At 65.1% G+C, this 11888-nt stretch carries 9 protein-coding genes and 2 rRNA genes (1 of these 11 cut by a window edge); all 11 read right to left on the reverse strand.

Annotated elements, in window-relative coordinates; genetic code table 11:
• Positions 1–23: 23 nt before the first annotated feature.
• Positions 24–650, reverse strand: a complete 627-nt coding sequence (locus ACQP09_RS03300; RefSeq protein ID WP_433395851.1) for a MerR family transcriptional regulator — start codon at positions 648–650, stop codon at positions 24–26.
• Positions 651–820: 170 nt separating this feature from the next.
• On the reverse strand, positions 821–1294 hold the full coding sequence (locus ACQP09_RS03305) for a bifunctional nuclease family protein (RefSeq protein ID WP_006123076.1): 474 nt from the start codon (positions 1292–1294) through the stop codon (positions 821–823).
• A gap of 53 nt (positions 1295–1347) precedes the next feature.
• Positions 1348–2091: a transcriptional regulator FtsR gene (gene ftsR / locus ACQP09_RS03310; RefSeq protein WP_404070415.1), complete on the reverse strand. Its 744-nt coding sequence runs from the start codon at positions 2089–2091 to the stop codon at positions 1348–1350.
• Positions 2092–2131: 40 nt separating this feature from the next.
• Positions 2132–2917, reverse strand: a complete 786-nt coding sequence (locus ACQP09_RS03315; protein WP_432152825.1) for an FHA domain-containing protein — start codon at positions 2915–2917, stop codon at positions 2132–2134.
• Positions 2918–3107: 190 nt separating this feature from the next.
• Positions 3108–3935: a DUF881 domain-containing protein gene (locus ACQP09_RS03320; RefSeq protein ID WP_433395854.1), complete on the reverse strand. Its 828-nt coding sequence runs from the start codon at positions 3933–3935 to the stop codon at positions 3108–3110.
• A 5-nt stretch (positions 3936–3940) separates the two neighbouring features.
• Complete coding sequence (locus tag ACQP09_RS03325; protein WP_003970459.1) at positions 3941–4273, reverse strand: small basic family protein; 333 nt, start codon at positions 4271–4273, stop codon at positions 3941–3943.
• Positions 4270–5184 (reverse strand): DUF881 domain-containing protein, encoded by a 915-nt coding sequence (locus tag ACQP09_RS03330; RefSeq protein ID WP_433395857.1) that lies wholly within the window; start codon positions 5182–5184, stop codon positions 4270–4272. Before ACQP09_RS03330 ends, ACQP09_RS03325 begins: the two co-directional genes overlap by 4 nt.
• 108 nt (positions 5185–5292) lie before the next feature.
• A complete protein-coding gene (locus ACQP09_RS03335) occupies positions 5293–7788 on the reverse strand; it encodes a mannose-1-phosphate guanyltransferase (protein WP_364789014.1) in 2496 nt (831 codons plus the stop codon).
• Positions 7789–7903: 115 nt separating this feature from the next.
• Positions 7904–8512 (reverse strand): CDP-alcohol phosphatidyltransferase family protein, encoded by a 609-nt coding sequence (locus ACQP09_RS03340; RefSeq protein ID WP_433395858.1) that lies wholly within the window; start codon positions 8510–8512, stop codon positions 7904–7906.
• A gap of 160 nt (positions 8513–8672) precedes the next feature.
• Positions 8673–8789, reverse strand: a 5S ribosomal RNA gene (gene rrf, locus ACQP09_RS03345).
• Positions 8790–8869: 80 nt separating this feature from the next.
• A 23S ribosomal RNA gene (locus ACQP09_RS03350) occupies positions 8870–11888 on the reverse strand; it runs 106 nt beyond the window's last position.

Below are 11888 nucleotides of genomic sequence, written 5' to 3' on the forward strand. Positions count from 1 at the left end.
ACCGCCTTTGTGCGCTCAGCCGCTCATCCGGCGCGGTTGCGCCGCCGGGCCAGCTCGTCGGCCGGGTTGTTGCCGATGAGGGTCTCACCGGTGTCGACCCGCTCGCCGTGGAGCTGGGAGAGCGCCGCGTCCACATCCCGCCAGACGACTCCGACGGCGATCCCGAAGATGCCCTGTCCGCCCTGGAGGAGGCTGACGACCTCGTCCGGCGACGAGCACTCGTAGACCGTCGCGCCGTCGCTCATCAGCGTCATCCGCTCAAGGTCCTGGAACCCCCGGGCCCGCAGGTGCTGGACCGTGGTGCGGATGTTCTGCAGAGCGACCCCGGTGTCCAGGAACCGCTTGACGATCTTGAGGAGGACCACGTCCCGGAAACTGTAGAGACGCTGGGTACCCGACCCGTAGGCCGGCCGCACGCTCGGCTCGACCAGCCCCGTACGCGCCCAGTAGTCCAACTGGCGGTAGGTGATGCCCGCCGCCGCGCACGCCGTCGGTCCGCGATAGCCGATGTCGCCGGCATCGCTCGCCGCTGCCACGCCGCCCGCTGCCACCGCTGCCGGTTGAACCGGCTGCCTGATGGCGTGGTCGGCTCCACTGCCGTGCTGCGGATACGGCCCACCCGCCGCCGTACCGTCGCCGCTGCTTCTCACGCCGACCTCCGTCCTTGACCTGCCCACTCGAAGGTAGGCAGTCACTGGGGGTGCGTCAACGATCGCCACACTCGGCACGCCGAGTGATAATCACCCTGAGGGTGGTTTCCCGTGTCTCGCTTCCGGGAAAGGCTTGTCGGATGCGCTGACGGTGCCCCTTTGCGGGACGGTCACTGACTGTTGGTACCGAAGTCCTCCGGTGAGATCTGGTCGAGGAATTCGCGGAACTTCTCCACCTCGTCCTCCTGCTCGTCGGGGATCGCGATACCCGCGTCGTCCAGCACGCCGTCACTGCCGTAGATCGGCGTTCCGGTCCGCAGGGCGAGCGCTATGGCGTCGGACGGCCGGGCGCTCACCTCGACCCCGCTGGCGAAGACGAGCTCCGCGTAGAAGACCCCTTCGCGAAGGTCCGTGATGCGGACCTCGGTGAGCTCCTGGCCCACGGCCTCGAGCACATCCTTGAACAGGTCATGGGTCAGCGGCCTGGCCGGAGCCATGCCCTGCTGGGCGAAGGCAATGGCGGTCGCCTCCCCAGGACCGATCCAAATGGGGAGGTACCGGTCGCCTCCCACTTCACGCAGGAGAACGATCGGTTGGTTGGAGGGCATTTCCACCCGGACACCGACAACGTCGAGCTCGTTCACACAGCAACCCTAGGACGTGCTCGCCATGTTTGGGTAGTCGGGCTCCGCCGAGCTCAGTGCAGACGGCTGCGCAGAGCGCTCTGGACGAGTGCCGCGTGGAGCCGTACGGAGAGCTCGGCCAGCTCGTTCGCGGTGGCCTCGGCATGGGCCCTGGTCTGCGGATTGCGGTGCCGTCGCAGCGGCGCGACCAGCTGCTCGACCAGCCCCGCCTCCCGGTCGGCGGAGGCACGCATGGCGCGCAGATGACGCGGCTCCAGGCCGAATCGCCCCAGATCCGCCACCAGCTTGGCGACGGTCACCATCTCGGCGTCGTAGCCGCCCTCAGGAGCCGGGACGATGAGTCCGTACGACTCCCACTCCTCCAGCTGCTCCTCGTCGACCTGGGCGGCCGCCAGGAGCTCGGCGCGCCCGATCCGCGCGGCGGTCGCCGCACCCGGGCCGGACTCCCACACACCGTCGCCGAGGTCGCGCTGACCGCCCGGCGAGGGCAGCGCGGGCTGCTCTCCCCGGGCCACGGCGTCCAGGTGCTCCCGGATGACCTTGAGCGGCAGATAGTGGTCCCGCTGCATGCGGAGCACCTGCGCGAGGCGCTCCACATCGCCGGGAGCGAACTTCCGGTACCCGGAGGGGGTCCGCTGCGGCTCGATGAGCCCCTCGGCCTCCAGAAAACGGATCTTGGAGATCGTGACTTCCGGAAACTCTTCGCGCAGCCGGGTGAGCACCGTACCGATGCTCACCCAGCGCGCGTCCGCGGTGGCGGTACCGTCACCGGCACCGCCTGTCGGTGTTCGCAGCATGGGCCTTCCTGGGGGTCCCCCCGGACGGATCCGGGGCTGGTCACACGCCCCGCGGGCTCGCATAGAAGACCAGGCGGTACTTTCCGATCTGGACTTCGTCGCCGTTGGACAGCAGGACCGAATCGATGCGCTCACGGTTGACATAGGTGCCGTTGAGGCTGCCGACGTCACCCACGGTGAAGCTACCGTCCGGACCCCTGCGGAACTCCACATGACGCCGCGACACGGTCACGTCGTCGAGGAAGATGTCGCTCTGCGGGTGACGGCCGGCGGTCGTGAGATCACTGTCCAGCAGGAAACGGCTGCCGGAATTGGGGCCACGGCGCACGACCAGCAGCGCCGAACCTCCGGGCAGCGCGTCGACGGCGGCCTGGGCCTCCGGGGAGAGCGAAGGCGCAGCCGTCTGGCCCGTCGCCTCGGCCTCGTACGCCTCAAGACCGGAGATCGAGATCGTGGACGTCGTCTCCGAGGCACGCTCGGGGACACCGCCCCGCAGCGGCGCGCCGCAGTTGGAGCAGAACCGGCTGTCCGCCGCATTGCGGTGGCCGCACCTCGTACAGACCGGCATCGACGAGCCCTCCGGGGTGAACCCTCCACCTGAACCTGAGGTTGATGATTCGCCGAAACCTATGCGGCCGGCACCGGCAGGGTCAATGGACGACACGTCGATACCCGTCTGAGTGGCGTCACCGGACACCTCATCGCGGAAGAGCGGACGCTCCGCCTCCTGCTCCGCGCCCTGGCCATGGCGCGGAGCACGGTGGCGGGCAGCACTGTTGCTGTCCTCGCGCGCGCTCTTCCCGAACAACTTCGCAAAAAACTTCACGGGCGATTCCCCTTGACCGACATAGACCCGCCCGTGGGGCAGGACGAACCCTGAATGAACACACCTGCCGACCCGGACATCTTCACAACGTCCGTATCCACCCGACAGTTTCCACCACGCACCACCAATCCGGTGCGCCGACCCCCCGCAACCTCGTACCCTCGTCCACCGGCCCTACGGCCCGGCGCGATCACGGGGACGACGACCGAGCGTAGTCAGGCCGCTCCGCCGGTCGCAAGGCGTCGACGACGATGTCGTCGGACCGCTCCACCACCGCCGTGGCCTGCTCCTTCTCCAACGTCTGCACCACACCGCCGGGGATGTTGAGGGCGGGCTCCAGATCCTGCGGCTTGCCGATCACCTGGAACTCGTACGGTGCCTCGATCTTCTTGCCGTCCACCTGGATGTCACCGCCCTCCCCGGAGAAGTACGTATTGGCCACCACCCGCACGCCGTTGACCTCGATGGCCTCGGCCCCGGCCGCGCGCAGCTCCTGGACGGTGTCGAGCAGCTTGTCGGCCGCGACCGCACCGGACGGGTCGCTGATCGTCAGCGTGATGCCAGGCCCCTGGGCCGCCACCGTACCCGCGAGGATCCCCAGCTGGCGTTCCTTCTCCAGCGTCTGCTTCCGGGCCTCCTCGGCCTGGTCCGAGCTGTTCTCCAGCTCGGTGCGCTGGTCGTCCAGCCGCTGCTTCTCGTCCGCGAGGCGCTGCGTCCGGTCGTCGACCTCGTCCAGGATCCGGACCAGGTCCTCCTGGCGCGCTCCGCGCAGCGTGCTGTCGTCGCTGGTGGACCGCACCTGGATCGCCAGGCCCAGACCGAGCCCGAACAGCAGGACGGCGACGATGAGTTGAGCCCGGCTCAGCCGGGGCGGCCACAGGCCCGCCAGCAGCCTCCGGCGCCCCGATGCCTCCTCGGCGGCGGGCGGCTGCACAGGGGCGTGCGGCTTCTCCGGCTCGGGCATCGGCTGAGGCTCGGGCAGCGGCTGGGACCGGCTCTGGTTCTCGTCGTTGTTCATCGGCCTCAAGCCCGGAAGACATGCCGGCGGATCGCGGCGGCGTTGGAGAAGATCCGGATACCGAGCACGACCACCACACCGGTGGAGAGCTGCGCGCCGACACCCAGCTTGTCGCCGAGGAACACGATCAGCGCGGCGACGACGACGTTGGAGAGGAACGACACCACGAAGACCTTGTCGACGAAAATGCCGTCCAGCATGGCCCGCAGGCCTCCGAAGACCGCGTCGAGCGCGGCGACCACGGCAATCGGGAGATAGGGCTCGACCACCGCCGGCACCTCGGGCCGGACCAACAGTCCGACCACGACTCCCACGACGAGGCCCAGTACGGCGATCACGATGTGCCCTTCCCTGATTCTGCCGCATCACTGCCGGCGGCCTTCGGCTCTGCTGTACGGACGATCAGGCTCGGCGCGGCAGGCAGCCGCACCTTCGCCTGATCGGACAAGCTGGTGCGGATGTCGAAGCTCTCCTTGAGCGCGTTGAGGTACTGGCCGTCGGCGCTGTCCCGGAACGCGGCGGCGAGGTTCTTCCCGTCGCCCACCGCGAGCACCGTGTAGGGCGGCACCAGCGGTCGGTTGTCGACCAGTATGGCGTCGCCCGCGGCGCGGATCGCCGACAGTGCCGTCAGCCTTTGCCCATTGATGGCGATGGCCTCGGCGCCGGACTCCCACAGGCCGTTGACGACCCGCTGCATGTCCCGGTCGCGCACCCGGCCCGTGTCGGAGAAGCTCGACGACTCACGGGGCCCGCCGCCGCCCTGGTCGGTGTTCTTGGCATCGTCCACGACGAGCTTCACCCCGGGCCCTTCGACCGGCGTCGCCCCGGACAGCAGGGCCACCAGCTCTCCCTGGTCCCCGCCGTGCTCTTCCAGGGCCTTGCGCTGCCGCTCGCTCACATCGCTGCGGAGCTTGTCGACATCCGACTCCAAGGTGTCGGCAGCCCGGGTCTCGGCGTTGATCCGGTCGATCAGCTCCTCGCGCTCCTTGGCGACGACCGGCGCCGACACTCGCGCCTCGGCGGCACCCAGGGTCACCACGAGGGCGGCCACCACGAGACCGGCGGCGAGCCAGAGCTTCGACTTGAGCGTACGGGGCAGCCCGGCGCTCCCGTCGGCCTTGCGGCGGGCCGAGGCTTCCGCGTACCCCTCGTCGAGGCTGTGGTCCATCACGTTGTTCAGCAGCGACATGGAGGCGTCGGGACGTGCGGGCGGCGAGGATGTGCTCCGATCGGGGGGCTGCTGCGACATGCCGCACATCGTCGCACGTCACCACAGCTACCGCCGAATGGCCCCACCGGTGAGGCCGGTGCGCCGGAACTCCCTGACAGGGAGTTCCGGCGCACCCGCCTCATGAGGTCACTCGCCCGCGCTCTCCACCACTGCCGACCACTCGTCGAGCAGCGCCTGAGCCGAGGCGTCGTCCGGGCCTTCCGCCCACAGATGGGTGACGGCCTCCGCACGGTCGGGCAGCACCATGATCCACCGTCCGTCCGCCTCGACCACGCGGACGCCGTCCGTGGTGTCCACGCTGCGGTCCCCGGCCGCCTCGACGACGGTACGCATGACGAGGCCCTTGACCGCCCACGGCGTCGCGAGGTCGCGGCGCAGGACATGGGCCCGTGGGATGCGGGCGTCGATCTGGCTCAGGGTGAGCTGGGTCCGTGCGACGAGACCGATGAGCCGGACGAAAGCGGCCGTCCCGTCGAAGACGCTGCTGAATTCGGGAACGATGAACCCTCCGCGCCCGTCTCCTCCGAAGATGGTGGTCTCTTCGCGGCCCACCCGGGTCAGGTCGTCGGGCGAGGTGGTCGTCCACTCCACCTGGGTGCCGTGGTAGGCCGCCACCTGCTCGGCGACGCGCGTGGTCGTCACCGGCAGGGCGACGCGTCCGCTGCGCCGCTCGGCGGCGACGAGGTCGAGCATGACCAGCAGAGCCCGGTCGTCCTCGATGATCCGGCCCAGCTCGTCCACGAGGGAGAGCCGCTCACCGACCGGGTCGAACCGCACGCCGAAGGCCGCCCGCGCCGAGGAGACGATCTCCCCGAGCCGTACGAGGCCGGCGCGGCGGGTCTCGGCGGACTCGGTGGGCCGGGACTCGTCGAGCCCCGGGTTGATCGTCAGCGCGTCCACGCCGAGCCGCCCGAGGAGGCTCGGTAGGACGAGGCCGGCGGAGCCGTTGGAGGCGTCCACGACGACCTTGAGCCCGGAGTCGGCGATCCCCGCGATGTCGACGTTGCGGAGCAGGGAGCCGGTGTACGAGTCGAAGACGCTGGACGGGAAGTGCAGGTCCCCGATCTCGCCGGGGAAGGCCCTGCGGTACTCCTGGCGGGCGTAGACGCGGTCCAGCTTGCGCTGCTGCGCCTGGGAGAGGTCGGCGCCGCGCTCGTCGATGAACATGATGTCCACCGAGTCCGGCACCCCCGGCGACGTACGGATCATGATGCCGCCCGCACTGCCTCGCGCGGTCTGCTGCCGGGCCACGGGCAGCGGTACGTTCTCCAGGTCGCGTACGTCGATGGCGCTGGCCTGAAGCGCCGAGATGACCGCCCGCTTGAGAGCACGCGCACCTCGGGAGTGGTCACGGGCGGTGGTGACCGTCGACCCCTTCTTGAGGGTCGTGGCGTAGGCGCCGGCCAGCCGCACCGCCAGCTCGGGGGTGATCTCGACGTTCAGGATCCCGGAGACGCCGCGCGCGCCGAAGAGATGCGCCTGCCCGCGGGATTCCCAGATCACCGAGGTGTTGACGAACGCACCGGCCTCGATGGTCTTGAACGGATACACCCGCACGTTGCCCTGGATGATCGACTCCTCGCCGACCAGGCATTCGTCACCGATGACAGCGCCGTCCTCGATCCGGGCGGCGCGCATGATGTCGGTGTTCTTGCCGACCACGCAGCCCCGGAGGTTGCTGTGCTGCCCGATGTAGACGTTGTCGTGGACCACGGCCTTGTGGAGGAAGGCGCCGGTCTTGACGACCACGTTGGACCCGACGACGGTGTGCTCACGGATCTCGACGTCCGCCTCGACCTTGGCGTAGTCACCGATGTACAGCGGCCCGCGGAGCACGGCGTCCGGGTGGACCTCAGCACCTTCGGCCACCCAGACACCGGGAGAGATCTCGAAGCCGTCGAGCTCCACGTCGACCTTGCGCTCCAGGACGTCCGCCTGGGCCTTCACATAGCTCTCGTGCGTACCGACGTCTTCCCAGTAGCCCTCGGCGATATAGCCGTAGATCGGCTTGCCTTCCTTCATCAGCTGCGGGAAGACGTCACCCGACCAGTCGACGGAGGTATCGGCCTGAACGTAGTCGAAGACCTCGGGCTCCATCACGTAGATGCCCGTGTTCACCGTGTCCGAGAAGACCTGGCCCCAGGTCGGCTTCTCCAGGAAGCGCTCGACCTGGCCGTTCTCGTCGACGATGGTGATGCCGAATTCCAGCGGATTGGGGACCCGGGTCAGACAGACCGTGACGAGGCCCCCCTTCTCCTTGTGGAAGGCGATGAGGTCGGTGAGGTCGAAGTCGGTGAGCGCGTCACCGGAAATGACGAGGAAGGTGTCGTCCTTCAACGCCTCCTCGGCGTTCTTCACGCTCCCCGCTGTGCCGAGTGGCTTCTCCTCGTTGGCATAGGTGAGCTCCATCCCGAGCTCTTCGCCGTCCCCGAAATAGTTCTTGACGAGGGAGGCGAGGAACTGGACGGTCACTACTGTTTCATTGAGCCCATGCCGCTTGAGAAGCCGCAGTACATGCTCCATGATCGGCCGATTGGCCACGGGCAGGAGCGGCTTGGGCATGCTCGAGGTCATGGGGCGCAGGCGCGTGCCTTCGCCACCAGCCATCACGACGGCCTTCATGTCGGAAACGTCCTCCTAGAAGAAGCGACGGTCAGCCGAGTTCGCCCGTCGGGGCATCACGTTCAAGACATCACACCGCGGGCCGGCCACACTGCACGGCACCGCGTCAACGAGCTCAATCGGCTACTGCATCCGCCTTGACGAGCTGGCGGACCTGGACCACGTAAAGGATCCCTGCCCACCAATACAGCGTTGTACCCCATCCTGCGAACGCCCATCCGAAAATGGCGGCCACAGTAGCCAGCCAACCACTCCCGTCGCTGAGCAGCAACAAGGGGAACGCGTACATCAGGTTGAAAGTTGCAGCTTTCCCGAGGAAGTTGACCTGCGGCGGCGGATAGCCGTGGCGCCGCAGGATGGCCACCATCACGAGCAGCATCAGCTCACGGGCCAGCAGAGCAGCGGTGAGCCAGAGCGGCAGGATCTCGCGCCAGGTGAGGCCGAGAAGCGTCGAGAGGATGTAGAGACGGTCGGCGGCCGGGTCCAGGAGCCGGCCGAGACTGCTGATCTGGTTCCAACGCCGGGCGAGCTTGCCGTCGAGATAGTCGCTGATGCCGCTGAGCATCAGCACCAGCAGCGCCCAGCCGTCACTGTTGGGGCCGCCGAACACGGGGCGGAGAATCAGCCACAGGAAGAGCGGTACCCCGACAAGGCGAGCCATGCTGAGGATGTTGGGGATGGTGAGGACCCGGTCCGTCTGGACCCGAGTCTCCTGGACCTCCACCCGGGAGCCTCCTGTGAAGAACGTGCGAATGATGCCCCCCGACCTTACCCTCAGCCTCCGCCGGCACCAGCACAGGGGTGGGCAGGGGGCTGAGGTTGCCAGGGGCCCGGAACGCAGAAAAGCCCCGTGCCATAAGGCACGGGGCTTTCCCACAATAATTGTTCGGCGGCGTCCTACTCTCCCACAGGGTCCCCCCTGCAGTACCATCGGCGCTGAAAGGCTTAGCTTCCGGGTTCGGAATGTAACCGGGCGTTTCCCTAACGCAATGACCACCGAAACACTATGAAAATTTGAACAAAACCGGTGTTGACACGGCTGTTCGTTATTTCAGAACTAACACAGTGGACGCGAGCAACTGAGGACAAGCCCTCGGCCTATTAGTACCAGTCAGCTCCACCCCTTACAGGGCTTCCACATCTGGCCTATCAACCCAGTCGTCTACTGGGAGCCTTAACCCCTCAAGAGGGTGGGAATACTCATCTCGAAGCAGGCTTCCCGCTTAGATGCTTTCAGCGGTTATCCTTTCCGAACGTAGCCAACCAGCCATGCCCTTGGCAGGACAACTGGCACACCAGAGGTTCGTCCGTCCCGGTCCTCTCGTACTAGGGACAGCCCTTCTCAATATTCCTACGCGCACAGCGGATAGGGACCGAACTGTCTCACGACGTTCTAAACCCAGCTCGCGTACCGCTTTAATGGGCGAACAGCCCAACCCTTGGGACCGACTCCAGCCCCAGGATGCGACGAGCCGACATCGAGGTGCCAAACCATCCCGTCGATATGGACTCTTGGGGAAGATCAGCCTGTTATCCCCGGGGTACCTTTTATCCGTTGAGCGACAGCGCTTCCACAAGCCACTGCCGGATCACTAGTCCCGACTTTCGTCCCTGCTCGACCCGTCGGTCTCACAGTCAAGCTCCCTTGTGCACTTACACTCAACACCTGATTGCCAACCAGGCTGAGGGAACCTTTGGGCGCCTCCGTTACTCTTTAGGAGGCAACCGCCCCAGTTAAACTACCCATCAGACACTGTCCCTGATCCGGATCACGGACCCAGGTTAGACATCCAGCACGACCAGAGTGGTATTTCAACGGCGACTCCACAACCACTGGCGTGGCCGCTTCACAGTCTCCCACCTATCCTACACAAGCCGAACCGAACACCAATATCAAACTATAGTAAAGGTCCCGGGGTCTTTCCGTCCTGCTGCGCGAAACGAGCATCTTTACTCGTAGTGCAATTTCACCGGGCCTATGGTTGAGACAGTCGAGAAGTCGTTACGCCATTCGTGCAGGTCGGAACTTACCCGACAAGGAATTTCGCTACCTTAGGATGGTTATAGTTACCACCGCCGTTTACTGGCGCTTAAGTTCTCAGCTTCGCACACCCGAAAGTGCACTAACCGGTCCCCTTAACGTTCCAGCACCGGGCAGGCGTCAGTCCGTATACATCGCCTTACGGCTTCGCACGGACCTGTGTTTTTAGTAAACAGTCGCTTCTCGCTGGTCTCTGCGGCCACCCCCAGCTCACCGAGTAAATCGGATCACCAGGAATGGCCCCCCTTCTCCCGAAGTTACGGGGGCATTTTGCCGAGTTCCTTAACCATAGTTCACCCGAACGCCTCGGTATTCTCTACCTGACCACCTGAGTCGGTTTAGGGTACGGGCCGCCATGAAACTCGCTAGAGGCTTTTCTCGACAGCATAGGATCATCCACTTCACCACAATCGGCTCGGCATCAGGTCTCAGACTTCATGCACGACGGATTTACCTACCGTGCGTCCTACACCCTTACCCCGGGACAACCACCGCCCGGGCTGGACTACCTTCCTGCGTCACCCCATCGCTTACCTACTACAAGTCTGGTTCATCGGCTCCACCACTACCCTCAACTCCGAAGAGATCGGGCCGGCTTCACGGACTTAGCATCGCCTGATTCAGTACTGGGCGTTTCAAAGCGGGTACCGGAATATCAACCGGTTGTCCATCGACTACGCCTGTCGGCCTCGCCTTAGGTCCCGACTTACCCTGGGCAGATCAGCTTGACCCAGGAACCCTTAGTCAATCGGCGCACACGTTTCTCACGTGTGTATCGCTACTCATGCCTGCATTCTCACTCGTGAACCGTCCACAACTCGCTTCCGCGGCTGCTTCACCCGGCACACGACGCTCCCCTACCCATCCACACAGGCGTTGGCCCTATGTGTGTGAATGACACGACTTCGGCGGTACGCTTGAGCCCCGCTACATTGTCGGCGCGGAATCACTTGACCAGTGAGCTATTACGCACTCTTTCAAGGGTGGCTGCTTCTAAGCCAACCTCCTGGTTGTCTCTGCGACTCCACATCCTTTCCCACTTAGCGTACGCTTAGGGGCCTTAGTCGATGCTCTGGGCTGTTTCCCTCTCGACCATGGAGCTTATCCCCCACAGTCTCACTGCCGCGCTCTCACTTACCGGCATTCGGAGTTTGGCTAAGGTCAGTAACCCGGTAGGGCCCATCGCCTATCCAGTGCTCTACCTCCGGCAAGAAACACACGACGCTGCACCTAAATGCATTTCGGGGAGAACCAGCTATCACGGAGTTTGATTGGCCTTTCACCCCTAACCACAGGTCATCCCCCAGGTTTTCAACCCTGGTGGGTTCGGTCCTCCACGAAGTCTTACCTCCGCTTCAACCTGCCCATGGCTAGATCACTCCGCTTCGGGTCTAGAGCGTGCAACTCAAACGCCCTATTCGGACTCGCTTTCGCTACGGCTTCCCCACACGGGTTAACCTCGCTACACACCGCTAACTCGCAGGCTCATTCTTCAAAAGGCACGCAGTCACGACTGCATGTGCAAGCACATACAGCGACGCTCCCACGGCTTGTAGGCACACGGTTTCAGGTACTATTTCACTCCGCTCCCGCGGTACTTTTCACCATTCCCTCACGGTACTATCCGCTATCGGTCACCAGGGAATATTTAGGCTTAGCGGGTGGTCCCGCCAGATTCACACGGGATTTCTCGGGCCCCGTGCTACTTGGGTGATTCTCAAACGAGCCGTTGATGTTTCAGCTACGGGGGTCTTACCCTCTACGCCGGACCTTTCGCATGTCCTTCGCCTACACCAACGGTTTCTGACTCGTCTCACAGCCGGCAGACTATGAAAGAGAACTCCCACAACCCCGCATGCGCAACCCCTGCCGGGTATCACACGCATACGGTTTGGCCTCATCCAGTTTCGCTCGCCACTACTCCCGGAATCACGGTTGTTTTCTCTTCCTGAGGGTACTGAGATGTTTCACTTCCCCTCGTTCCCTCCACACTGCCTATGTGTTCAGCAGCGGGTGACAGCCCATGACGACTGCCGGGTTTCCCCATTCGGAAACCCCC

Source organism: Streptomyces sp. CA-146814, assembly GCF_050942385.1.
Taxonomy (GTDB): Bacteria; Actinomycetota; Actinomycetes; order Streptomycetales; family Streptomycetaceae; genus Streptomyces.

Bases quoted from the DNA above. Each gene is read 5' to 3' on its own strand.
- ACQP09_RS03330 (WP_433395857.1), bottom strand. From the start codon at position 5,184: ATGTCGCAGCAGCCCCCCGATCGGAGCACATCCTCGCCGCCCGCACGT.
- ftsR (WP_404070415.1), bottom strand. From the start codon at position 2,091: ATGCTGCGAACACCGACAGGCGGTGCCGGTGACGGTACCGCCACCGCG.
- ACQP09_RS03320 (WP_433395854.1), bottom strand. From the start codon at position 3,935: ATGAACAACGACGAGAACCAGAGCCGGTCCCAGCCGCTGCCCGAGCCT.
- ACQP09_RS03335 (WP_364789014.1), bottom strand. From the start codon at position 7,788: ATGAAGGCCGTCGTGATGGCTGGTGGCGAAGGCACGCGCCTGCGCCCC.